At 38.9% G+C, this 25657-nt stretch carries 27 protein-coding genes; all 27 read left to right on the plus strand.

Going from position 1 to position 25657, the window contains the following annotated elements; genetic code table 11:
• Positions 1-47 precede the first annotated feature (47 nt).
• The 27 genes from MKY08_RS07135 (at position 48) to MKY08_RS07265 (ending at position 25638) form a co-directional block, all read left to right on the plus strand.
• On the plus strand, positions 48-320 hold the full coding sequence (locus tag MKY08_RS07135; RefSeq protein ID WP_004232618.1) for an HU family DNA-binding protein: 273 nt from the start codon (positions 48-50) through the stop codon (positions 318-320).
• Between the two features lie 460 nt (positions 321-780).
• Entirely contained in the window at positions 781-1350 is a 570-nt protein-coding gene (folE, locus tag MKY08_RS07140; protein WP_069511792.1) for a GTP cyclohydrolase I FolE, read from the plus strand.
• A 63-nt stretch (positions 1351-1413) separates the two neighbouring features.
• Complete coding sequence (gene mtrB, locus MKY08_RS07145) at positions 1414-1632, plus strand: trp RNA-binding attenuation protein MtrB (RefSeq protein WP_069511790.1); 219 nt, start codon at positions 1414-1416, stop codon at positions 1630-1632.
• A gap of 312 nt (positions 1633-1944) precedes the next feature.
• Complete coding sequence (locus tag MKY08_RS07150; RefSeq protein ID WP_069511788.1) at positions 1945-2712, plus strand: heptaprenyl diphosphate synthase component 1; 768 nt, start codon at positions 1945-1947, stop codon at positions 2710-2712.
• Between the two features lie 16 nt (positions 2713-2728).
• Positions 2729-3433, plus strand: coding sequence for a demethylmenaquinone methyltransferase (locus tag MKY08_RS07155; RefSeq protein ID WP_024364286.1), 705 nt, complete (start codon positions 2729-2731; stop codon positions 3431-3433).
• Positions 3434-3452: 19 nt separating this feature from the next.
• Positions 3453-4427 carry a heptaprenyl diphosphate synthase component II gene (hepT, locus tag MKY08_RS07160; protein WP_024364285.1) on the plus strand — a complete coding sequence of 325 codons (975 nt, stop codon included), beginning with the start codon at positions 3453-3455 and terminating at the stop codon, positions 4425-4427.
• Between the two features lie 86 nt (positions 4428-4513).
• Positions 4514-4930: a nucleoside-diphosphate kinase gene (gene ndk, locus MKY08_RS07165; RefSeq protein WP_024364284.1), complete on the plus strand. Its 417-nt coding sequence runs from the start codon at positions 4514-4516 to the stop codon at positions 4928-4930.
• 115 nt (positions 4931-5045) lie between these two features.
• Complete coding sequence (locus MKY08_RS07170) at positions 5046-5240, plus strand: hypothetical protein (protein WP_069511786.1); 195 nt, start codon at positions 5046-5048, stop codon at positions 5238-5240.
• A 939-nt stretch (positions 5241-6179) separates the two neighbouring features.
• Positions 6180-7688, plus strand: coding sequence for an SH3 domain-containing protein (locus MKY08_RS07175; RefSeq protein ID WP_069511784.1), 1509 nt, complete (start codon positions 6180-6182; stop codon positions 7686-7688).
• Between the two features lie 347 nt (positions 7689-8035).
• Entirely contained in the window at positions 8036-9184 is a 1149-nt protein-coding gene (locus MKY08_RS07180) for a thiolase family protein (protein ID WP_069511782.1), read from the plus strand.
• A 14-nt stretch (positions 9185-9198) separates the two neighbouring features.
• Positions 9199-9966 carry a 3-hydroxyacyl-CoA dehydrogenase gene (locus MKY08_RS07185; protein WP_069511780.1) on the plus strand — a complete coding sequence of 256 codons (768 nt, stop codon included), beginning with the start codon at positions 9199-9201 and terminating at the stop codon, positions 9964-9966.
• A 125-nt stretch (positions 9967-10091) separates the two neighbouring features.
• Entirely contained in the window at positions 10092-11717 is a 1626-nt protein-coding gene (locus MKY08_RS07190) for a long-chain fatty acid--CoA ligase (protein WP_069511778.1), read from the plus strand.
• A 517-nt stretch (positions 11718-12234) separates the two neighbouring features.
• Positions 12235-12465, plus strand: coding sequence for a hypothetical protein (locus MKY08_RS07195; RefSeq protein WP_024364274.1), 231 nt, complete (start codon positions 12235-12237; stop codon positions 12463-12465).
• An 84-nt stretch (positions 12466-12549) separates the two neighbouring features.
• Complete coding sequence (locus MKY08_RS07200) at positions 12550-13320, plus strand: protein-glutamate O-methyltransferase CheR (RefSeq protein WP_069511776.1); 771 nt, start codon at positions 12550-12552, stop codon at positions 13318-13320.
• 372 nt (positions 13321-13692) lie between these two features.
• Complete coding sequence (aroC, locus tag MKY08_RS07205) at positions 13693-14874, plus strand: chorismate synthase (protein WP_069511774.1); 1182 nt, start codon at positions 13693-13695, stop codon at positions 14872-14874.
• A gap of 3 nt (positions 14875-14877) precedes the next feature.
• Positions 14878-15969, plus strand: coding sequence for a 3-dehydroquinate synthase (gene aroB, locus MKY08_RS07210; RefSeq protein WP_069511772.1), 1092 nt, complete (start codon positions 14878-14880; stop codon positions 15967-15969).
• Entirely contained in the window at positions 15966-16334 is a 369-nt protein-coding gene (aroH, locus tag MKY08_RS07215) for a chorismate mutase (protein ID WP_069511770.1), read from the plus strand. The genes aroB and aroH overlap by 4 nt, the downstream gene beginning before the upstream one ends.
• Positions 16335-16353: 19 nt before the next feature.
• Positions 16354-17454, plus strand: coding sequence for a histidinol-phosphate transaminase (gene hisC, locus MKY08_RS07220; protein WP_069511768.1), 1101 nt, complete (start codon positions 16354-16356; stop codon positions 17452-17454).
• Positions 17451-18548, plus strand: coding sequence for a prephenate dehydrogenase (locus tag MKY08_RS07225; protein ID WP_069511766.1), 1098 nt, complete (start codon positions 17451-17453; stop codon positions 18546-18548). The genes hisC and MKY08_RS07225 overlap by 4 nt, the downstream gene beginning before the upstream one ends.
• Before the next feature lie 99 nt (positions 18549-18647).
• A complete protein-coding gene (gene aroA, locus MKY08_RS07230) occupies positions 18648-19937 on the plus strand; it encodes a 3-phosphoshikimate 1-carboxyvinyltransferase (RefSeq protein ID WP_069511764.1) in 1290 nt (429 codons plus the stop codon).
• A 286-nt stretch (positions 19938-20223) separates the two neighbouring features.
• Entirely contained in the window at positions 20224-21492 is a 1269-nt protein-coding gene (locus MKY08_RS07235) for a tetratricopeptide repeat protein (protein WP_081327941.1), read from the plus strand.
• Between the two features lie 14 nt (positions 21493-21506).
• Complete coding sequence (locus MKY08_RS07240) at positions 21507-22064, plus strand: ReoY family proteolytic degradation factor (protein ID WP_024364265.1); 558 nt, start codon at positions 21507-21509, stop codon at positions 22062-22064.
• A 151-nt stretch (positions 22065-22215) separates the two neighbouring features.
• Positions 22216-22665: a DUF2487 family protein gene (locus MKY08_RS07245; protein ID WP_024364264.1), complete on the plus strand. Its 450-nt coding sequence runs from the start codon at positions 22216-22218 to the stop codon at positions 22663-22665.
• Between the two features lie 155 nt (positions 22666-22820).
• Positions 22821-23324 (plus strand): ubiquinol-cytochrome c reductase iron-sulfur subunit, encoded by a 504-nt coding sequence (locus tag MKY08_RS07250; protein WP_069511762.1) that lies wholly within the window; start codon positions 22821-22823, stop codon positions 23322-23324.
• Positions 23325-23346: 22 nt separating this feature from the next.
• The gene (locus MKY08_RS07255; RefSeq protein ID WP_024364262.1) at positions 23347-24021 is read left to right on the plus strand and encodes a cytochrome b6; all 675 of its coding nucleotides are present in this window, start codon (positions 23347-23349) and stop codon (positions 24019-24021) included.
• A gap of 42 nt (positions 24022-24063) precedes the next feature.
• Positions 24064-24837 (plus strand): menaquinol-cytochrome c reductase cytochrome b/c subunit, encoded by a 774-nt coding sequence (locus MKY08_RS07260; protein ID WP_025219080.1) that lies wholly within the window; start codon positions 24064-24066, stop codon positions 24835-24837.
• Between the two features lie 204 nt (positions 24838-25041).
• The gene (locus tag MKY08_RS07265; RefSeq protein ID WP_069511760.1) at positions 25042-25638 is read left to right on the plus strand and encodes a DUF1405 domain-containing protein; all 597 of its coding nucleotides are present in this window, start codon (positions 25042-25044) and stop codon (positions 25636-25638) included.
• The last annotated feature ends 19 nt before the right edge of the window (positions 25639-25657 follow it).

The following is a 25657-nucleotide window of genomic DNA, read 5'->3' on the forward strand; positions in this document are numbered from 1 at the left end:
TCTTTTTACAGAATTGGTTCATGACCCTTTGAGAGGAGGTGAATGGTGTGAATAAAACAGAATTAGTAAACTCTGTTGCTGAAGCTGCAGGTCTTTCTAAAAAAGACGCTTCTAAAGCAGTTGAAGCTGTATTTGATACAATTCAAGATGCTCTTGCAAAGGGTGACAAAGTACAATTAATTGGTTTTGGTAACTTTGAAGTACGTGAACGTGCGGCTCGTAAAGGTCGTAATCCACAAACTGGTAAAGAAATCGAAATCGCTGCTAGCAAGGTACCTGCTTTCAAACCAGGTAAAGCGCTTAAAGATGCTGTAAAATAATACACGTCTAGTAGTTACATAGAGCAGTCTTCATGTAAACGAGCATGAGGGCTGCTCTTTTTAACTTAATTTATAAAATGGCTTTTAGCAGTAATACATGAAATCGTTTTACTAAGATTTGTATACATAGCATGATGAACGAAAACGATAATTTGCTTCACCAGAAGTCGTCTTTCGCTAAAAACGAGGATAAATGCCAAATAGGAACTGATTAGAGCAAGCATTCCATCAAAGATTGAATCAAGTTAAACGCTTTAGAAGGATACATAGAATTTAAAAGGAGCTTTTTGAGCAAACTTGAATATAAAATTTGGAAACAATTATGGCAGTCAATGCCTAATTACAGAAGTTATGTTGAATTTCTTTTAATTCAAGTAAGTCGTTTTGCGCTTAACTTTTGGATATGCTACGATGCATAGGGAAATGTGTAATGTTTTGATACGCAGGAGGGTTTTTACGAATGTCGAATGTAGATTTATTGAAAATAGAAGAAGCAGTGAAAATGATTTTAGAAGCTGTGGGCGAAGATGTGAATCGTGAAGGATTACTCGATACACCAAAACGAGTTGCTAAAATGTATGCTGAAATGTTTAGTGGCTTACATGAAGATGCGAAAGATTATTTCAAAACGGTTTTCCATGAGGATCATGAAGAACTAGTGCTTGTAAAAGATATCCCATTTTACTCAATGTGTGAGCATCATCTAGTGCCATTTTACGGCAAAGCACATGTCGCTTACATACCAAACGACGGCATTGTAGCGGGACTAAGTAAATTAGGCCGCGCGGTGGAAACGATTGCACGTCGTCCGCAATTACAAGAACGAATTACATCATCAGTAGCCGATACGATTATGGACATGCTATCTCCTAAAGGGGTTTATGTCGTAATTGAAGCAGAACATATGTGTATGACTATGCGTGGACTGAAAAAGCCTGGATCTAAAACGGTAACGTCAGTGGCACGTGGCATTTATGAACAAGATGAGGTAAAACGTAGAGAAGTCTTGTCATTTATTCAAATGTCTTAAACTGCATGTCTAATTATGTTATGATGGACTAAGAATTTGTCGGATTTAAGGAGTGTACAGACAATGGCGCAAGATTATATAGTAATACAGGCAGAAGAAGATGGTGTACATGTAATTGGCTTAACACGTGGTACAGATACAAAATTCCATCATTCTGAAAAATTAGATGCAGGGGAAGTAATGATTGCTCAATTTACCGAGCATACATCTGCCATGAAAATTCGTGGCAAAGCACAAATCCATACAGCACATGGTATTATCCAAAGTGAAGGTAAAAAGTAGCATAGTCATGTAAATTAGCTTCCATCGGTAGAGTCAACATACAGTGCTGGTGACTGGTTAGTTATAATCTGCAGATGTGCCGAACGCATATGAAAAAAGTAATATGTGTTGGTGAAACTGACTTTTACGGGCAAGTAGATTTCCTACCATTTTTTTCTTGTACTTTCCTTGGTAGGGTTCTACTGCCCGTTCGTGTTGGTGAAAGCAAAAACTTTTTATTCCGAAACGATGCTTATGCTATAATGACTCAGTAAGCAAGCGTTAAGTCATGTTGATGATGAACGTATTTGAAAGTGAAATGGAGTAAGGTCTATGAATGCAACATACATTCAAAATTCAATTGCACAGTTAAAAACAGAGATTTTCATGGATGTTCGTCATAGAACTTTGCAAAAATACACAGGAGCGCCTGTGCTCGATGAAAATCAACTGTTTTACTTGTTAGTACCCTTCTTGAATGGAGAAGAGTGGCAACAAGAGCAAAGAGAAGCTGCAATAACTGTTGGAATTGTATATGCAGCGCTAGCGGCACATGATCATATAAAAGAATTAGATGCCACTTCAAAAGAACAGCAGCTAACCGTTTTAGCTGGTGATTTTTATAGTGGCCGGTATTATGAAATTTTAGCAATGTCGGGAAATGTCGCATTAATTCGGAATTTATCACAAGGTATCGTGTCACGTTGCGAACATCAAATAAAAGTGTATGAGGCAAAACAGCGTACAGTGGAACAATGGTGTTCTTCAATTAGCAATATCGAGTCAGGTTTAATTGCGAAATTTTTTGAGCTCTATGCATTGCATCAGTATATTCCAATAATGGAGAAGAGCTTATTGATCTTACGATTAGAAAGAGAATGGGCTATGTATCAACGTGGACAAAAATCATTGATGAGTAAAGTGCTGGAACAAAGTGCATTACAAACAGGCGCGACCTTCAATAGCGTCTTACAAGATAAAATTGCCCGCTTAAAAACAGAGCTGTTGCAAGTAATAGCACAAGCATCATTTTTACAAAGTGATGTGAAACAAGCTCTACAAGCACGTGTAGATGCATCGATTGCTTCTACAAACGGATAAGAGAGGTTTTTCTAAAATGGCTAAATCAAAAGAAGAGCACGTTCACGAAGTATTTGAAAGTATTTCTGAAAGCTATGACAAAATGAATGGTGTAATTAGCTTCCAAATGCATGTAGGTTGGCGCAATGACACGATGAAGCGTATGGCTGTCAAGCCTGGATCGAAAGCGCTAGATGTTTGTTGTGGCACAGCTGACTGGACAATTGCACTAGCTGAGGCAGTTGGAGAAAGTGGCGAAGTAAAGGGACTGGATTTCAGTCATAACATGCTGCAAGTGGGCGAAAAAAAAATAACGCCTTACCCGCAAATAGAACTTATACAAGGAAATGCAATGGAATTACCATTTCCAGACAATACATTTGATTATGTGACGATTGGTTTTGGTCTACGCAATGTTCCTGATTATTTACAAGTGTTAAAAGAAATGAATCGTGTTGTTAAACCGGGTGGCATGGTTGTATGTTTAGAAACATCTCAATCAGAAATACCTGGCTATCGACAACTATTCCGTTTTTATTTTAAATATATTATGCCGATATTTGGTAAAATTTTTGCAAAAAGTTATAAAGAGTATTCTTGGTTACAGGAATCCGCAAATGATTTCCCAGGTATGAAGAAGCTAGCGGCAATGTTTGAACAGGCAGGTTTAGAAAAAGTAACGTACAAAGCATACAGTGGCGGTGCTGCGGCAATGCATATGGGCTTTAAAAAGGTACGTTAATGGGGGAAGGTTTTCAAGCGTGGAAAAGATGAAGTTAAAACTACTCTATTCCGATTTGAAGTCAGATATTGATATCATCGAACAAGAATTAGAAAAAGCGGTGAATTCGTCTTCGCATTTAATTAACGATGCTTCTCTCCATTTATTACAAGCTGGTGGCAAACGAATCCGACCAATTTTTGTGTTGCTTGGCGCAAAATTTGGCGATTATGATATCGAAAAGATGAAAAATGTGGCTGTGCCTTTAGAGCTCATTCACATGGCGTCGCTAGTGCATGATGATGTGATTGATGATTCCGATATGCGACGAGGACGTCCAACTGTCAAATCCCAATGGAATAACAGAGTAGCAATGTACACGGGCGATTTTATTTTTGCACGTGCACTTGAGTACATCACAAAGCTAGAGGATCCACTTGTTCATCAAATTTTGGCACGTACAATGGTGGAAATTTGCAATGGCGAAGTGATACAAATTGAGGACAAGTTTAGATTGGATCAGGGCTTAAAGGATTACTTCAGACGTATTAAACGAAAAACGGCATTACTTATTTCTTCAAGCTGTGAAATTGGTGCAGTGGCAGCAGGTGTTGATGCAAAAACAGTAAGCCATTTGAAACGCTTTGGCTACTTTGTTGGTATGAGCTTTCAAATAATCGATGATGTATTAGATATTATGGCGACAGATAAAGAATTAGGGAAGCCAGCAGGTAGTGACTTATTGCAAGGTAATATTACATTGCCGATTTTGTTATTAAAAGATGATCCACAAATGCAACCTTATTTAGCAAAAGTGTTTGCAGGGACATTAACGGAGCTTGAGCGCCAAAATATGTTGCAATATGTGCGTAAATCTGACGCAATTACACAAGCTAATAAAATGAGTGATAAGTATTTGAAAAAAGCTTTACAAGAAATAGATGCTTTACCAAAACATCCAATTAAGAAAAAGCTTCGTGACATCGCTTTGTTTATGGGCAAGCGTAAATTCTAGCTTTTTGTTGTGCTAAAGCTTATTTTTTGTTAATATTTATCGGTAGGTGTAAAACCTGTTAGACGAATTTAAGGAGTGTTTTAAACATGGCAATCGAAAAAACTTTTTTAATGGTTAAGCCTGATGGCGTAGAACGACAAGTAGTAGGTGACATCGTTGACCGTTTTGAACGTCGCGGTTTTGTATTAAAAGGCGCTAAATTAATGGTAATTCCTCAAGAATTAGCTGAAAAACACTATGCTGAGCATGCTGAACGTCCATTCTTCGGTGAATTAGTAGACTTCATCACTTCTGGTCCAGTATTCGCTATGGTATGGGAAGGCGAAAACGTAATTAAACTTGCACGTACAATGATGGGTGCTACGAAACCAGAAGAATCTAACCCAGGTACAATCCGTGGTGACTACGCTACAACTGTATCTCACAACATCATCCACGGTTCTGACTCTCTTGCTTCTGCAGAGCGCGAAATCGGCTTATTCTTCGGTGAAGATTTAGTTTAATTTTATCTTCGTTGTGAGTAGCGAAAAAAACTACGGATAGAACTAAATAATAAAATCATCTATTTTCCGATGTGACTTTTACCTTCTAACAAAAAAATGTTAGGAGGTTTTTTGTTTGTCTAAATCCTTTAACAAAGTTAATTCAAACATTGATTTAGAGTTATTTACTATCAAAACTGAAAAAGAATCAAAAAAAGAAGTGGTGAAAAAAACTAATAACCCAATAGTTAAAATTGATTCTTTTGATGATATGGATAGCAGAAATATAAAAATTGGACATGCAATGAAAATTTTAAATCAACAATGGTGACTAAGTGGATTAAGACCAAGGACAATTGATAGTTATAACTATAATTTTAAGCGTTTTATTGAGGTTACCGAAGTTGAATATCTACATAAAATTAATAATGAAAAATTGATCAATATTTATCAAGTTTTGAAAATGTGAAGGACACTTCTTTATATGGTCGTTTAAAGCTGTTTTAAGCAAATATAAGCGTTAAGGAAGCTGCTACAGAAAAGAGTTAGCATTAGTGTTATTGCTTTTAGATAAATCAACCATGGGGGGGTGAATAACGAAAAGCATTACTCCATTTTTATAAACAACGTGTAACTGCATGGTCAACATCTTTATTTTTTATTAAAACATTATTATCGTTATCGACCTGATAAATAATTTCTTCAGTATTTAAACATATAAACAAAGATTCTCTCAATTCATCTTTCATGGGGGTTGAATAAATGGGTGCGTAAAAGTGCGAGGTTATAAAACAAATTATGATGAGATTGCGGTAGCCTATCATTAAGTTGGTGTGCTTTTTCTAAATGAATAAGATTAATGAATAAATATAAGAAGCGACAAAGCAAAAACGCTCACGGTTGTAATAAGGAGTGTGACAAAGTTCTATTTTTTTAACTTTGAGTCAGCCAGCTTACTACAACAATTGTAGCAAACTTACAGAGCCATTTAACGAGCTTGTATGAGTTGATAGATTTTGCTTGGGCTTGTTTCAATGGACTTTAGGAAGCTTACCTATTTCACGAAAAGTAAAAATCCAACAATCACTATGTACAAACATTTCACCGAATTAAAATTAAACAATATATGTTTGAGCTATCATTTATCGTTCATTAATGTTAAAATAAGGAAAAAATGACTATTACCTCTATCTCAAATATTGGGTTTATGATAACATATATATGAATCTTTTAACTTTAAATAATATGAAAGGAAGTGTAATGATCATATATGAAAAAGATATTGAAACCATTGCTTAGTGTTATTGCCATTGGTACCCTCTCTCTATCTATAAACATAGATAAAAATGTATTAGCTAATAATATTGCAAATACATGTGCGTATGATTCGGCATCGAAAGTAAACCCTGATTATTCCACAATGAACTGTTTGTTAACCGAAACAGCACTGAATTATGATGTTCCTCCTGAAATTGTGAAGGCAATAGCGGAAGGTGAAAGTGGAAATTGGCGTCATTTTGATAAGAATGGTGAAGCAATTGTGACAGCTGATAATGGAATTGGCATTATGCAAATTACAAATCAAGCAGGCTACAATCAAGATAGACTAAAAAGCGATATTGTCTATAATATTCAAGCTGGTGTAGAGACTTTAGATAATATGTTTAAGCGAAAGGATTTACCTAGCATCAACGGTGGAGAAAGAGATGTACTGGAACATTGGTACTTCGCTATCATGGCTTATAACGGTACTAAGCCAGTAAATAGTCCAATTGTTCAAGCAACTGGTGAAAGAAATACCAATGCCTATCAAGAAAGAATACTCCGAATTATTAATAAATTGGAATTAATAGACTTAACAGAGCTGCCTTTTTCACGTGAACATTTTCAATATGACTCTAACAGCAGGGAAAATATTAAATTTTCAACGTTGCACTATGATTTTGATTTACCATTAACAAAATCTAAGTATTTTTTTGAAACAAATCAAAAAGTTAGTGCAATAACGAATGTAACAATTAGGACAAGACCTACTACGGATAGTCCTTCTTTGGGTACTTTACGTGAAGGTGAAGTTGTTACCATTACGGGTCCTTTTGAATATGAAAAAGTATCAACGAAGAAAAACCATTTTGTTTGGTATCCTGTGAAAAGAAGTGACGGGACAGAGGGCTATGTAGCATCAAGTTATTTAAACTACTCAGCTTCAACACCAACACCTCCAGTAACACCGCCCACAACGGGCAATGTTGATGTATCAAAGTTTGCTGATTACAATGCAAACCAATATTGGGCTGAGGATTTTAAGTGGGCAGTCAATATCGGTATCATCAGTGGATACCCAAATGTGAAAAACCCATCAACAGGTAAGTACGAAAACTTACTTAAACCGTACACGAACTTAACGGAAAACCAAATGTTATCTATCCTATTCCGTTACTTCAAACCATCAGAACTAGCTTCAACGATAGCTAATACTTCATGGTATGGAGATGTAAACTACCAATTGGCTACAAAATACTCTCTACCAGTTCTAGGTGCAAACACAGCATCCAAACAAGCCATTGCAGGGAAGGATATTACACGGGGTAACTTCGCTCGTATCTTAGCTTCAATGCATTATGGTAAGACTGTATCTCAGTCAGAAGCTATTAAATTCCTTCGTGATAATGGTTTAACAACTACTAAAACAAATGAAGAGTTTAAACCAAATGATTCTCTAGCAAGAGCGCACACAGTGGCATTCTTCCACCGTTACGAACAAACATTCAATAACTAAATTGCTACTTACAAGTGAAAAGGTGACTATAAAAGTCATCTTTTCTTTTTTAGGTTTAATAAATCCTTTCTTGACACCCTTGGAGAAAGCATAACAATGGAAGGCGCTATGATAAGTGACAAAATAGCTATTGAAAGACAAATGAATTTACAAACTTTCCATCTGTTTTGGCTGTGAGTGCAATCCTTATAAGCTTTAATTTTTTGGGGATAAATGCTATAATATTCAGATAATTTATTGCTAGTAAATAGTTTCATAAAGCGGTATATATTTTCTAGCAAGCAAATAAACTTAAACGTAATGCATTAAGGGGAATGACAGAAACGTTTTAGAAAAGGGGTAGTTATATGAGAGAAGTAGTAATAGTAGCAGCTGTTCGTACCGCAGTTGGACGTAGTAAAGGCGCTTTAAAGGATGTACGTGCAGATGATTTAGCAGCAGATGTGCTACAAGAAGTAGTAAACCGTGCTGGGATTGACAAAGGTCAAGTGGAGGATGTTATTTTCGGCTGTGTGACGCAATCAGGTGAGCAAGGTGCAAATATTGCCCGCACAGCGTTATTAATGGCAGGCTTCCCAGAGAAAGTTCCTGGCGTCACGATTGATCGTCAATGCGGTTCTAGCCAGCAAGCTGTGCATTTTGGCGCACAAGCTATCTTAGCAGGTGATATGGATATTGTTATTGCTGGTGGTGTAGAAAGTATGACAAGGGTGCCAATGTTTTCAAATATGCAGAGTGCTCATAAAGGCAAACGCTTACACGAAAATTATACGATTATTCATCAGGGGCTATCAGCTGAGAAAATGGCGGCAAAATGGCAATTTTCAAAAGACCATTTAAATCATTTTGCTTATGAAAGTCATAGACGAGCTTTAGCAGCTATTGAGGCAGGTCATTTTCAACAGGAAATTATGCCTGTTCATATAACACAAGAAGACGGAACGGTTACCATATTTGAAGTCGATGAAGGACCGCGTGCAGATACAACTATAGAACGATTAAAAGACTTAAAAACCGTCTTTCAAGAGCAAGGGGTTATTACAGCCGGAAATGCTAGCCAAATGAGTGATGGGGCATCGGCTGTCGTGCTGATGTCGTTAGAAAAAGCACAAGAGCTTGGCATTCAACCGCTTGCAAAAATTGTCACACGCGTTGTGGTAGGCTCTGATCCGACGCTTATGCTTACAGGTCCAATCGAGGCTACAAGACAAGCCTTGAAACGTGCAGGACTGACAATTGAAGAAATAGATACGTATGAGGTCAACGAAGCATTTGCCCCTGTGCCACTTGCTTGGTTACATGACATCGGTGCAGACCCAGCAAAGCTAAATCCAGATGGTGGTGCCATTGCTTTAGGACATCCATTAGGGGCAACGGGTACGAAGTTGTTAACGACGATGTTATATCGGATGCAACGTGAAAATTTACGCTATGGCCTTATTGCTATATGCGAAGGTATGGGCATGGCAAATGCCACAATTATTGAAAAAATGTAAAGGGGTTGTGTGGGATGAAATGTCATGAAGTTGTAGCGATTGTAACAGGTGGTGCATCAGGCTTAGGGGAGGCAACTGTCCGGAAAATTGTTGGAGAAGGTGGCAAAGCTGTTATTTTTGATGTCAATGATGAGAGAGGGCAGACACTCGTGCAAGAATTAGGTGAAAATGTCCGCTATGTCCGTGTTGATGTGACACAGGAAGCGGATGTGGCAGCGGGGATTGAACATGCGATAGCAACATTTGGACTGATTAATGTTGCTGTTAACTGTGCAGGGATTGCGGATGCGAGTAAAGTCATTTCAAAACGTGGTGTCCATGCTCTTGGATTATTTTCAAAAGTGATAGCTGTCAATTTAATTGGCACATTTAACGTTATTCGTCTTGCAGCCGAACAAATGCAGCATAATAAGCCTGATGAAGATGGGCAGCGAGGCGTTATGATTAATACAGCATCTGTGGCTGCATTTGATGGTCAAATTGGACAAGCAGCTTATAGTGCCTCAAAGGGTGGAGTAGCGGCGATGACATTGCCGATTGCGCGTGAGCTTGCAGAGCTAGGCATACGAGTAATGACGATCGCGCCTGGGCTAATTGAAACGCCGATGTTTGCGTCGCTAGCTGAACCAGCTCGTACAGCACTAGCAACTATGACACCGTTTCCTAAACGTCTTGGCAAACCATCCGAATATGCACTGCTTGTAGAAAGTATCATTCATAATGTTATGCTTAATGGCGAGGTCATTCGCCTTGATGGTGCGATACGAATGCAACCGAAATAAAAAAATTTAAGTACTTATGATGTAAAAAGAATAGTCGTCGATAAAAACGAATGTTTTGTAGCAGCGGTCAGCTTCGGTTTAATTAGGGCGTGATAAACGTCAGGATAATGAAAGGGAGCGATGTTATGCATATGATGGATACACCTTTACTACTGACAAGTTTTTTAAGTCGGGCAGAACGATTCTTTCATGCGAAAAAAATCTATTCGCGTACAAGCCCTACAATGACTCATGAGTTTACTTATAAAGAGTTTGCTATTCGTACTCGTAAATTAGCGGATGCTTTAACGACACTTGGCATGGACCGAGGGATAAAAGTTGGCACTTTTGCTTGGAATCATCATCGTCACTTAGAGGCCTATTTTGCCGTACCGTGTGCTGGTGCAGTACTGCATATGATTAATATTCGCTTGGCGCCTGAGCATATCGTGTATGTGATAAATCATGCAGAAGATGAAATTTTGCTTATTGATGAAAATCTAGTACCTGTTATTGCACCAATCGTGTCCCAGCTTAAAACGGTGAAGCATTTTATCGTGATGGGGGATGCAGTTGAATTGCAAAACTCGCCACTACCCAATGTACTTTCCTATGAAGAACTACTTGCAGAGGCAAATGGTGATTTTGAATTTCCAGATGATATAGAGGAGAATGCGCCTGCTGGCATGTGCTATACAAGTGCAACAACAGGCATGCCAAAGGGTGTTGTCTATACACATCGGAGCATTGTTCTTCATAGCATTACAGCTGGGCTGTCTGATAGCATCGCTATATGTGAACGTGATGTCGTGTTACCGGTCGTCCCAATGTTTCATGCCAATGCTTGGGGTTTACCGTTTGCTAGTGTGTTATTTGGGGCTACTCAAGTACTACCTGGACCGATGTTTACACCACAGCTATTAGCCGATTTAATTGAACAGTATAAAGTAACATTAACAGCAGGCGTTCCAACGATTTGGCTTGGTGTGTTACAAGCGCAACGTCAACAACCACGTGATTTATCGTCGTTACGTTCCATTATTTGTGGTGGCTCCGCATCGCCCATTGGTCTTGTGCGTGGTTTTGAAGAAGAACAAAAAATTCCGTATTTCACGGGCTACGGAATGACCGAGACATCACCGCTTGTTAGCTTATCGACGTACTTATCACATATGGAACACTATACGACAGATGAAAAGATGCACGTTCGCACAACGCAAGGGATTACGATGCCACTTCTTGATATGCGAATCGTTAATGAACATGGTGAGGTACCATGGGACGGCAAGACGATGGGGGAAATTACAATTAGAGGCCCTTGGATTGCTAGTGAATATTATAAAGACGAGCGCACGGCAGAAGCTTTTAAAGATGGGTGGCTATATACTGGAGATATTGCGGTGATGACCCCTGACGGCTATATTAAAATTACAGATCGTACAAAAGATTTGATTAAGAGTGGTGGGGAATGGATTTCATCTGTGGAGCTTGAAAATGCATTAATGACACATCCGAAAGTGTTTGAAGCGGCAGTGGTGGCCATTCCACATGAGAAATGGTTGGAACGTCCGCTGGCATGTGTCGTTCCTAAGCCTGAATATAAAGATTCCATTACGAAGGAGGAACTGCTCGATAGTTTGCGAGCACAGTTCCATAAAACGTGGATTCCCGATGATGTTGTTTTTTTAGATGAAGTGCCGAAAACATCCGTTGGCAAATTTATGAAAGCTAAGTTAAGGGAAAATTTAAAAGATTATCGTGTGAAAATTTAACAGTTATATTAATATGGTAATAGACTGGAGCTGGGACATAACTCAAAAAATTTAAGAAACAGACGAAAGGTGTTCATAATTTTTTGCTATATGGAGAACTTAGCTATTCTTGCTTTTGCAATAAAAAAATTAGAAGTGTGCACTAGTTGTTGGTAGCGGAGGTGGTGACTCCTGCTCAGAACAGCACATAATGTAAGACGCAACAGACCGAGCGTTAGCGAGGGTTGCGGCTTACGGTGTGCCGCGGAAAGCACCGCCGTAGCGGACAACAACGGCATAGCAAAAAAGTGTTGGATTGATTGCAGTCAATCTAACACTTTTTCTCTTTTGATGCCTTTTATTGCATTGGACGCTGTGTTGAGAGAAAACGCTTGATGTCTATAACAAAAGACGTATGTTTTTCCTCGAACTAATTTTTCATTGTTGCTTAATTAGAAAATGAATGGAGTACACTTAAAAAAGGAAACTATTTGCTTGTTTTATCGTATAATCTTTATAGATAGGGGGAAGAGAAATTATGGAAATCGCTATTGTTGCTATTATTGGTGGCATAATGGTCGCTTTGGCTGGAATATTTACTGATGCGCGTACAAAGGGGCAAAAACTTAAATTAAAGACAATCGAACAAGAAGTGGAGTTAGAGAAGCTAAGATTGGAATCATATACAAAAGAAACCGAAAAACTGCGACTAGAATTGGAACATTCGAAAGTGCTACTATTAGAAGAGAAGAAAAATACAACGAGGTAACCTTGAATACACATGAAAGACTATTTCAGTAAAGGCATTTTTCCGCTATAATGGAAATACGACGCTAGAGGGGAAGATGACCGTATGTCAGATTATGAACAATTTGTAGAAGGTATTAAGCGCAAAACTGGTATTGATTTAGCGTTATATAAAGAAGCGCAAATGAAAAGACGATTAACTTCACTCTATGAGAAAAAGGGATATCGTAATTTTGTTGATTTTTTAAAGGCTCTTGAGCAAGATCGCGATTTAATGAATGAATTTCTAGATCGTATGACCATTAATGTTTCGGAGTTTTATCGAAATGGAAAGCGCTGGGAAGTATTACAAAAGAAAATTTTTCCAAAGTTATTGCAATCGAACAAGCGTTTAAAAATTTGGAGTGCTGCTTGTTCTACTGGGGAAGAACCTTATTCATTAGCAATGGTATTATCACAATTAGTGCCGTTATCGCAAATTCAAATAATCGCCACAGATTTAGATGAAAATGTTATTCAAAAAGCTAAATTGGGTGTCTATCCAGAGCGTTCTTTAGCAGAGGTACCAAAAGATATTCAGGCGAAGTATTTTGAGCAAGAGGGAAGCTTCTACCGAGTGAAAGATGAAATTAAACGTTGTGTGACCTTTAAAAAGCATAATCTGCTTAACGATCATTATGATGCCAATTATGATCTTATCGTGTGCCGCAATGTGATGATTTACTTTACCGAAGAAGCAAAGGATCAAATCTATGCAAACTTCAGTAAAGCATTACGACAAGATGGTATTTTATTTGTCGGCTCAACGGAGCAAATATTTAATCCTTCGCGTTATGACTTTGAGGTAGAGGATACATTCTTCTATCGAAAAAAATAGCAAACTATATGATGAAAAGCATTCGTACAGTGAACAAGATGACTGTCACGTACATAAATTGCCAAGACACTAGACATAGATGATCGTACGCTTTTCGCTTGTCATAAGCAAAAAGCGTATTTTTTTATTAAGTTAACCATTTCACTGCCGATAATTTCCAGGAGAATGTGTAGCGTTAAGAGTTGGATGTGTTACTAAAAAACCTTCTTTTTTTAAATGAATCGTTCAGAATATTCGCATATAATGTTGTGCTGTCTATTTGAACGTATTAATGTCAAGGTGGTATGACATTTGTAAAAGGACTGTTTTTTTAGAGAATATATGTTATAGTGAAAAATACATACTTTAGCGAGTTGAAGGGAGAAAGCGTTTATGCGTTACTTAACAGCAGGAGAATCACACGGACCGCAATTAACAACGATAATTGAGGGTTTACCGTCACTTTTACCAATTACAGCAGAGAAAATTAATCATGATTTAAAACGTCGTCAAGGAGGGCATGGCCGCGGTCGCCGTATGCAAATTGAGACGGATACAGTAGAAATAGTAGGTGGTGTGCGCCACGGACAAACGCTTGGCTCTCCTGTCGCGCTTGTTGTCACAAATGATGACTGGAAGCATTGGACAAAAATTATGGGGGCAGAACCATTAGCAGAAGATATCAATCCAGAAGATATAAAACGTCAGATTTCACGTCCGCGTCCTGGTCATGCAGATTTAGTAGGCGGTATGAAATATGGGCATCGCGATTTACGCAATGTTTTAGAGCGTTCTTCTGCGCGTGAAACAACTGTCCGCGTCGCTGTTGGTGCCGTTGCTAAAGCATTATTAAATGAGCTTGGTATATCAATTGTGTCACATGTTACAGAAATCGTAGGCATTAAGGCAGACACTTCTGTAATTGAAGGGAAATCAGCAGCAGAAATTCGTACAATTGTTGAAGCAGATCCATGTTACTGTGTAGACCCTGTTGCTTCTGCAAAAATGGTGGAGGCAATCGATGAAGCGAAAAAAGCAGGTGACTCTATCGGTGGTGTTGTTGAAGTAATTGTTGAGGGTATGCCAGCTGGTATTGGCTCTTATGTGCATTACGATCGCAAGCTTGATGCGAAATTAGCGGCCGCTATGTTATCAATTAATGCCTTTAAAGGTGTTGAATTTGGTATTGGTTTTGAAATGGCTCGTCGCAAAGGTTCAGAAGTACATGACGAAATTATTTGGTCAGAAGAAGAAGGGTATACACGTGCAACGAATCGACTGGGTGGCTTAGAAGGCGGTATGTCAACAGGTATGCCAATTGTCGTTCGCGGTGTTATGAAGCCTATTCCAACGCTATATAAACCTTTGCAAAGTGTTGATATTGAAACAAAAGAACCGTTTAAAGCAAGCGTTGAACGTTCTGATAGCTGTGCAGTACCGGCGGCATCAGTTGTTGCTGAACATGTTATTGCCTGGGAAATAGCAAGTGCGATTATGGAACAATTCCACGGAGATCAATTGCCACAACTACAAGCTCAAATTGAAGAACAACGCCGTTACGCAAAGGAGTTTTGATATATGCGTGTACCAGTAGCGACAACATCACATCAGTATGAAGTAGTGCTTGGGCATAATTTTTTAGCTGAAGCAGTCAAAACATTTGACGATAAACTGCAAAAAGCAGATAAACTCATTGTTTTTACAGATGCCAATGTGTGGGCTGCCCAAGGGGAATATTTTAAGGGCCATTTCCCATATGACTTTGAGGTCTTTGTGCTACCGGGTGGTGAAGCTTGTAAAACGTTTGAACAATACAATGCAGCACAAACTTTCTTACTTGAACAAAAATGTTCACGAAAATCATTTATTTTTGCATTTGGTGGCGGGGCAGTTGGCGATTTAACAGGCTTTGTTGCAGCTACCTATATGCGAGGAGTACCGTTTATTCAAATCCCAACGACGATTTTAGCACATGACTCAGCCGTTGGAGGTAAAACAGCCATCAATCATCCACTAGGCAAAAATATGATTGGTGCTTTCTACCAGCCTGAAGGGGTCATATTCGATACGGCCTTTATTGAGAGTTTACCTGAGCGAGAGGTGCGTTCGGGGACAGCTGAAGTCATTAAACACGCAATGATATCAAATGCTTCCTGGCTACAGCAATTAATGGCGGCTGAATCAGTTATTCATTTTAGTACAACGGAATTGGCTCAACAGCTAAAGGCGGGCATTGAAGTAAAGGCGAAAATTGTATCCGAGGATGAAACGGAGCAATCTGTGCGCAAATATTTAAACTTAGGTCATACATATGGCCATGCCATTGAAGCAGCAGCAGGTTATGGGAAAGTCGCACACGGTGAGGCAGTGATGATTGGTCTTGTGTATTGTCTTTTACTTAGTGAGCGATATGGTAAGCTAAATCGTGACTTTACAACAGCATTTTTACATTTTGCTGTAAAAAATGGCTATCCTTTTGAAGCGGTGAATGATTATTCATTTGAACAGTTAACAACGTATTTATTAAAAGATAAAAAAGCGGAATATGGCGTACTACAATTTGTTTTACTAGAAGAAATTGGGAAACCTTTTGTGCGACCAATTGAGTTAGCAGAATGCAAAGAGATAGATGCTGAATTCCGCCAATTATTAGCGGAGGTGCTTGGATGATTCGTGGATTAAGAGGCGCAATTACAATTGAATTGGACAAGCCAGAGTTTGTTTGGGATGAGACAGCTAGATTAGTACGTGAAGTAGTGGCAGCAAACGATGTTACAGTAGAGGATATTGCTTCTATTGTCATTTCGACAACGCCAGATATTACATCAGCGTTTCCAGCGCGTGCTGTAAGATTAATGGAAGGTTGGCAGTATGTGCCTGTTATGTGTATGCATGAAATGGACGTGCCTGGAGCTCTGCCATTATGTATTCGTGTGTTAATTCATGCGAATGTAGAAATGGCGCAAAAAGATGTAAAGCATATTTATTTAAATGATGCAATCAAATTAAGACCAGATTTAGCCCAAGCTAAATAATTAAGAGGAGATGTTTGAGATGAAATGGAAACAACAATTGGACGGTATGCAAGCATATAAGCCAGGTAAACCAATTGAAGAAGTACAACGTGAATTTGGCTTACAAGAAGTCGTAAAGTTAGCATCAAATGAAAACCCATTTGGTTGCTCCCCTAAGGTAACAGCATATTTACACAATAGTGCAGTAAACCATGCATTATATCCAGACGGCTATGCGCAAAACTTACGTACAACTGTAGCAAATCATGTAGGTGTCAAAGAAACACAGCTTCTTTTTGGCAATGGCTCGGATGATATTATTGCAATTCTTACTCGTGCGCTGTTGTATCCAGGTGTGAATACAGTCATGGCAGATCCATCATTCTCACAATATGCTCATAATGCTGAAATTGAAGGCGCGGAAGTTCGTAAAATTTCTTGTATTGATGGCGCACATGACTTGGACGCTATGGCGGCAGCAATTGATGAAAATACTTCGATTGTGTGGGTATGTAGCCCGAATAATCCAACTGGTGTTGTCATTGCAGATACTGATTTACGAGCGTTTTTAGCGAAAGTACCAAGCGATGTACTGGTCGTGTTAGATGAAGCGTATATCGAATATGTGACACACCCTGGTCATAAAGAAACACTACCATTAATTAACGAGTATCCCAATGTACTATTAATGCGCACATTCTCAAAAGCATACGGTCTTGCTTCCTTCCGAGTAGGGTACGCAATTGGTCAACCAGAAGTCATTGCTAAACTGGATCCAGTGCGTGCACCGTTTAACAATACGATTTTAAGTCAAGCAGTCGCGGCAATTGCAATAAGTGACCAAGACTATATTAAAAATTGCTGTAAAGCAAATGAAATTGGTAAAAAGCAATATGTTGATTTTTGTGAAAAGCATAATTTGAAATACTACCCATCTGATACGAACTTTATTTTATTTGACACGAAAGCTAATAGTGATGTTGTTTTTCAGGAACTTATGAAGCGCGGGTTTATTATTCGCAGTGGGAATGCTTTAGGTGCCCCTGGTTTTATTCGTGTAACAATTGGAACTGAAGCGCAAAATGCGGCATTGTTACAGCATCTAGAAGCGGTGTTAAAAGAACAAGGAGTTTTTGCATGACACGCAAAGTACTCGTAATTGGTTTAGGCTTAATTGGGGGCTCGATTGCTCTTGCTTTACAAAAAGCACCTGACACAAAAATTATAGGCTATGATATGGACGAAACAACACGTGAACATGCTAAAACCTTAAATATTGTTCATGATATTGTGACAAATCCACAAGATGTTGCAGCAGAGGTTGATATCATTATTTTTGGGACACCTGTTAACGCTACACTTGAGTGGATGGAACAATTAAAAACATGGCCGTTAAAAAATAAAGTGATTGTAACAGATACAGGTAGCACGAAAAAAATGATTATGCAAAAAGCTGGAGAGTTACGTGAATTAGGCATTACCTTTATCGGTGGACACCCGATGGCAGGGTCTCATAAAAGTGGTGTTTTAGCGGCAAAGGCTCATCTTTTTGAAAATGCGTACTATATGTTAACACCACTAGCGGGTGAAGAAATTATTAATATGGCCCAACTTGAAAGTCTATTGAAATTCACACATGCCAAAGTTGTTAGTGTATCTGCACGTGAGCACGATCATATGACAGCCGTAGTTAGCCATTTCCCGCATGTTATTGCAGCATCTCTTGTGCATCAATTAGGCGGAGAAAATGGTGAATATCCGATGACACGCTCACTGGCAGCAGGGGGCTTCCGTGATGTCACGCGTATTGCATCATCTAATCCGATACTATGGCGTGATATTACACTACAAAATCGTGATGAATTAGTAGCCCAGCTTGAGGGGTGGCAATCCGAAATGAATCGTGTGAAGGAGCTTCTACTAAATGGAAGCTCTGCTGATATTGAAAACTATTTTGCAATTGCTAAGGAGCTCCGTGATGAATTACCAATAAGTGCTGGAGCAATGTTCACGTCGTTTGATTTGTATGTCGATGTTCCTGACTACCCAGGGGTAATTTCTGAAGTAACAGGCTTACTAGCGGATGAAAAAATTAGTATTACTAATTTACGTATCGTAGAATCTCGCGAGGATGTCTTCGGTATACTTGTCATTAGCCTGCAAAGTGAAAGTGATCGTGAGCGCGCAGCTGCATGTATTCAACAGCGTGCCAAATTTGAAACATATATTTCATAGGAAAGTGCATTCGCGTTAAGAGAGACGTTGAATTACTAATTAAAAGAAAGCGTCGATATATCGGCGCTTTCTATCTTCATATGGAGGCGGGAGATAACGATGAGTGAAAAAGTATTACAGTATCATAAACCATCATTACAAGGGCACTTAACAATCCCAGGTGATAAATCAGTGTCACATCGTTCAGTTATGTTTGGCGCTATCGCAACAGGGAAAACAACGGTGGACGGCTTTTTACTTGGAGAGGATTGTTTAAGCACAATAGATTGCTTCCGCAAGCTTGGTGTCAAGATTGATGTGGACGGTACAAATGTAACAATTGAAAGCGCAGGAATGGAAGCATGGCAAGAGCCTAGCGAAGTGCTATATACAGGGAACTCCGGTACAACGACTCGCTTAATGCTTGGCATTTTAGCAGGCTCCAACGTACATTCTGTAATGACAGGGGATGCATCAATTGGGAAGCGTCCGATGCGACGTGTCATCGATCCACTACGTCAAATGGGTGCTCATATTACGGGACGTGCAGATGGACAATATACACCGCTTGCCATACAGGGTACAACGCTACAAGCAATAGACTACCAAATGCCTGTGGCGAGTGCACAAGTGAAATCTGCTATTTTACTAGCAGGTTTACGTGCGCAAGGTACAACAGTAGTGCGTGAAACGGAAATTTCTCGCGATCATACAGAGCGCATGTTACGTCAATTTGGGGCACAAATAAATGTGGAGGAAGGCGTTATCTCATTTGAAGGTGGACAAAAACTATTAGGAACACATGTGTCAGTGCCAGGAGATATTTCATCCGCAGCATTTTTCTTAGTGGCGGGTGCTATTTGCCAAAATAGTAAAGTTGTTTTAGAAAATGTGGGCATTAACCCAACGCGTGATGGGGTTATTGAAGTGCTTCGAAATATGGGGGCGTCAATGACGGTAGTGCCAAATGAAGACGATCAATCTGAGCCAACAGCAACTATTACAATTGAAACGTCTACGTTAAAAGGCACAATTATTGAAGGCGATATAATTCCACGACTAATCGATGAAATTCCGATTCTTGCACTTTTAGCAACACAAGCACATGGTACAACCATTATTAAAGATGCTGAGGAGCTTAAAGTGAAGGAGACAGATCGGATTACAGCTGTGGTCGATGAATTACAAAAACTTGGTGCACGTATTGAAGCAACTGAGGATGGCATGGTGATTGAAGGACCAACGCCATTACAAGGGGCTAGCTTAAAAACATACGGAGACCACCGTATCGGTATGATGGGCGCTGTGGCAGCGTTAATTACGAATGGTGCAGTGACATTAGATGATGCGGAATGCATCGCTGTATCCTACCCATCGTTTTTCGAGCATGTTGAGGCTGTAAAGAAATAGTCTGCAAATGAATGATTTCATCTATTGTCATTCTTTATTATCTAGATTTCTTACATGACAGTTTAGTTGATGTAGCAGTTGGCTGTAATTCCACCAGTTTGTAGTGGGTTGTCGAATAATACAGGCAGTAATATGTACAAGTATTTTTAATCAAACAAGACAATAGACAAATGCGTCATTCTTTGGGTTGTCTAAAGTCTGGACTCCCCAATCCTTTTGGGGAGTTTTTTCTTGTTTCGAAAGAAAATATTTTGTAGCATAAAGATATACAAGAAAGAATAGGTGAATGACTGTGAATAATGCGATGACTGAAATGATGCAAGCACTTGAGCAAGGGGATTTAGCTTTAATAGACCAGCTACTCGAATCTTTTTTAATGAAGGAGTTACCTGAGGAAATTTACGCACTGGCGGAAGTTTTTATGCAATATGGGTATATGAAAGAAGCGGACCGTGTACTGGAGCATTTGCAATTTTTATTCCCTGAAGAGGCACAATTAAAAATTGATCGTGCCAATGTCTTAATGGAGCTTGGTGATGAGGACGAGGCGTTAGACATGTTGTTAGCAGTCGAAGATACAGCTCCAGAGTACCCGCAAGCATTACTAGTGCTAGCTGATTATTATCAAATGCAAGGGTTATTTGAGGTAGCAGAAAAGCGCATTAATGAAGCGCTAGCCATCTTACCTGATGAACCACTACTACAATTTGCTAAAGCCGAGCTTTTATTTGAGACAGGGCGTTTTCTAGAGGCCGCACGCCTTTATGAAGAATTACATGAACAACAGGAAGACTTTGCAGGTATCAGTCTCGTTGAACGATTAGCTGAAGTATATCGTGCAGGCGCTGCCTATGAAACAGCTTTAGACTATTATTTAGCAGCACTTGAGGACGAAGTGAAGCCAGATATTTTATTTGGCGCAGCATACGCTGCATTCCAATCACAAAAATATGAAATGGCGATTAAACAATTAGAGGACTTAAAGGAATTGGATCCGGATTATTTTTCTGCTTATTTATTGCTTGCGGAAAGCTATGCTATGACGGAAGACAATAAAAAAGCATATGCTGCCATTAAAGAAGGTTTAAAGCGTGATGAGTACGATAAATCATTATTCTTATTCGCGGGTAAAATGGCATTAAAAAATGCCTTGCCAAATGAAGCTGAAAGTTATTTACGTGAAGCGATTGCTTTAGATCCTGAATATATGGAGGCAGTATTAACACTCATCTCTATATTGACACAGCAAGAACGTTTTGAAGATGTTGTTGAATTATTTGAGACATTGCAAAAAAATGATTTTGAGTGGAACACTTTATACCCTTACGCTGCCGACGCATATGCAAATTTAGAATTGTACGACCGTGCATACGAATTTTACCGTTTGGCATATACTGATTTTAAGGAAGACGCAGCATTTTTAGAAAAATATGTTTATTTCTTATTAGAAGAAGGCAAGCGTTCAGAGGTTAAAGAGGTAATCGGTTATTTAATCAAGCTTCAGCCAGGTGAACCACAATGGCAAGAGATGTTAGAAGGCTTAGAATTAGAGTAAAGGAGGGAGTGGGTATGACTGCTTCTGTATCAGTTGTCGATAAAAAAGCATTTGTTCGCTGGTTTTTGAAAAATTACCAATTAAAACGTCGTGAGTGTGTATGGATTTTAAATTACTTATTAAGTAATGATGAGTTGTTAAAACGAATACGGTTTGTAGAAGAAGCACACTATTGTCCTAGAGCAATGGTGATGTCTACAGTAGACTCAACAGGTGTACCATTTCGTTTTTATAAAGGCAATGTGATGACAGCCGATGCCGAGAAATCTTTCCATGACTTACGTTTACATGAGCAAGAAGATATGTATATACAATTGAACTTCCCAAATATACCGCCAAGTGCCCAATACTTAGCAGTTCTTGAAGAAAACCCTTATATGCCAGAAACATTGATTGTTAGTGAAAAAGATCGTTTACTGGCTGAAGAGTTACTTTCCAATAGTTTACTCGTATTCCAAGAAGAAAAATTACTTGCACAAATTGATGAAGCTCTAGATAAGGGCGATGAAGAACGATTTTATGAATTGTCTAATTTGTTACAAGTTTTAAAGGAAACTGCTAATTTACAATAATCTCAAGCCGAATAGGTAAAAATTGAATGCCCTTTCTCCACCTCTATATGGTAACATGACTAGTGAATGATTGTTTTCACTTTTTATTGGTTATCCTATTAAAGAGTGGAAAAGGGCATTTTTATTTTGTAATCGTAAGGAGGGTTGTTGGATGTATTTTAATGCAAACGATGTAACATCTTTTTTAGCGCAGAAGGATTTTATCGATACAGCGATTGTACCACTCGTAGGGATCGATTTTGCTGCTGAAAAGTTGAAGCAAAGTGGCGCAGAAGCAGATTACTTATTATCGTTAACGGCTTTTATTGAACAACAGTTTAAAGGACGTTTACTAGTGATGCCACCATTTTCATATAGTACGACCTTGAAAAACGAAGAATTGCCAGCGCAATTAGAAGCACAATTACATACTGCTGGTTTTAAGCATGTGTTCTTCATTACTTGTGACCATTTTTGGACAAATATTGGAGATGTAGTAAATATAATTTGGTTGCCAGCTATTCCGTTAGAATCCATGGATAAAGGCGTGAAAAACACCATTCTCGAAGATCAGTTACGGCAAGTAATCCCTGTATTTTCGACTAAATGGTCACAAATTTAGCAATTTGTTTCAATAAATGTTCACATTCTCCAGGTTTCCACAGAATGCTATATTGACCAAGCTATGGACTTGATATATCATAGATATGTCCTAGTATTACTATTTGTAAAAGTATGTCCGTTGGACTGACCTTTAAAGTTAGAGGGGGGAAAAGGATGAGTAACAATCGAGTTTCACGTCGTCAATTTCTAAGCTACACACTTACTGGTGTTGGCGGATTTATGGCGGCAGGTATGTTGATGCCAATGGTTCGTTTTGCAATTGACCCAGTCTTACAAAAGCATGAAGGTGGGGATTTTATCAAAACCGAACATAAAGTCGCCGACATCACAGAAGAGCCAATTAAAGTTGACTTTACTTTTGAACAAGTTGACGCATGGTACAAATCTAACGTTACAAACGTAGCTTGGGTTTACAAAAGTGGCGACCAAATAATTGCTCTATCACCAGTTTGTAAGCATTTAGGTTGTATGGTGGACTGGGGTGGCGATAAAGCACACCCAGATCAATTCTTCTGTCCTTGTCATGCAGGGCGTTACGAGAAAAACGGGGCAAACATTGCAGGTACACCACCTCTAGGTCCGTTGGATGAATTTGAAGTACAAGAAAAAGATGGTTATTTAATGATTGGTCCAGCAAGAGCAAATACTCTAGTTTAATTTGTAAGGGGGTACGAATTCAGTGCTAAATAAAATTTATGATTGGGTCGATGAACGATTAGATATTACACCAATTTGGCGTGATATTGCCGACCACGAAGTGCCAGAGCACGTGAACCCTGCACACCATTTTTCAGCATTCGTTTACTGCTTTGGTGGATTAACATTTTTCATCACAGTAATTCAAATTCTTTCTGGTATGTTCTTAACAATGTACTACGTACCAGACGTCGTGAATGCCTGGAAGTCAGTTTATTATTTACAAAACGAAGTAGCATTTGGTGAAATCGTACGCGGTATGCACCACTGGGGAGCTTCATTAGTAATCGTAATGATGTTCTTACATACGCTTCGTGTATTCTTCACAGGGTCTTATAAGAAACCTCGTGAGTTAAACTGGATGGTTGGTGTAGGTATTTTTGGAGTAATGATGGGTCTTGGTTTTACAGGATACCTATTACCATGGGATATGAAAGCATTATTCGCTACTAAAGTAGGTATCGAAATTGCAGCATCTGTACCGTTTATCGGTTCGATGATTAAAGTATTATTAGCGGGTGACAGTACTATTCTTGGTGCTCAAACGTTAACACGATTCTTTGCGATTCATGTATTCTTCTTGCCTGCAGTATTGTTTGGGTTACTTGCAGCACACTTTATCATGATTCGTCGTCAAGGAATTTCAGGGCCGTTGTAATACTTCTTGACGGTTCGATGATTTTTTAAAGGAGGGGACACTATGCATCGCGGAAAAGGAATGAAATTTGTCGGCGATTCTCGTATCAAAGCGAATCACAGAATGCCGAACGTTCCAAAGGATTATTCCGAATATCCAGGTAAAACTGAAGCTTTCTGGCCGAACTTCTTACTAAAAGAATGGATGGTAGGTGCTGTTTTCTTAATCGGTTATTTACTGTTAACAGTCGCTCACCCATCTCCACTTGAAGGGCCAGCTGATCCAACAAGAGCATACACGCCATTACCGGACTGGTACTTCTTATTCATGTACCAACTCTTAAAATACTCATTTGCTTCTGGTCCATATAATGTTATCGGAGCAATTGTCATTCCAGGTCTAGCATTTGGAGCGCTATTATTAATGCCATTTTTAGATAAGAGTCCAGAACGCCGTCCGTCTAAACGTCCGTTACCAACTGCGTTTATGTTATTAACATTGGCTGCTATGTTCTATTTAACTTGGGAGTCAGTTGTTAATCATGACTGGGAAGCTCAAAAAATTCAAGGTGCTATCGTGGAAACTGTAGAGTTCGATAAAGGCTCAGAAGGTTACCAAATCTATGCCGGCTCTGCATGTATTACATGTCACGGTGAAGGCTTAGAAGGTGGTGCTGGTGCGCCAACACTTATGAACACTGGCTTAACAGCTGATGAAATTAAGGATATCGCACACAATGGTACGCCTAGCGGTAAAATGCCAGCAGGTCTATGGACAGGATCTGATGAAGATCTTCAAAAGCTTGCTGAGTTTATCGAAAGCTTAAAAGCTGAATAATTTCAAAAAGAGTCAGGAAACTGACTCTTTTTTTCTAGTTTTTATCAAAATTATATGGATGTTTACGATATACTTATTAAGGCAAAGCTTTGAAAGGAAACTACGATAGGAATAGTGGACTAAGAAGCGCAGCCGTCACATCATACATAAAAATCGAGGAAAAAAGACATCTTAGAATAGACGGATAGTAAAGGAGTTTTAATCATGCAAATAACGCGTGCAAATATTTGGTATCTCCTTACGCATAAAACATTTTTAATCATTTTACTGCTTATTAACTTGTTAGGAACCATTTACGGCTATTACTGGTATGGTTGGCAACTTGCGATAACGAAGCCGATTTTTTATATTTTTGTACCAGATAGTCCCACTGCTAGTTTATTTTTTTGTTTTGTGTTGCTGGCATGGATTCTAGGAAAAAGATGGCCATTGATGGAAGTATTAGCGCTTGTAACATTGGTTAAATATGGTATTTGGGCGGATGTGATGAATCTTTGGACGCTAGTTGAAACGGGCTATATAGGCTGGCAAGGTTGGATGCTGATTGCTTCACATTTTGCGATGGCTGTCCAAGGTGTTCTTTATATCGGTAAATATGTATTTTCATATTGGCATGTTGCTTTTGCTGCAGTATGGACTTTGCATAATGATGTCATTGACTATGTATTTGGACAAATGCCAATGTACCGTGATTTAGCAGACTATACAAGTGTCATTGGCTATTTTACATTTTGGTTATCAATTGCTTGTATTTTTATCGCCATTTTCTCAATTAGGTGGCGCAAATATTTGCCCAATTAGGGAAATCTCTATAGAATTA

The sequence above is a fragment of the Lysinibacillus sp. FSL M8-0337 genome, assembly GCF_038593855.1.
In the GTDB taxonomy this organism is placed as follows: Bacteria; Bacillota; Bacilli; order Bacillales_A; family Planococcaceae; genus Lysinibacillus; species Lysinibacillus sphaericus_D.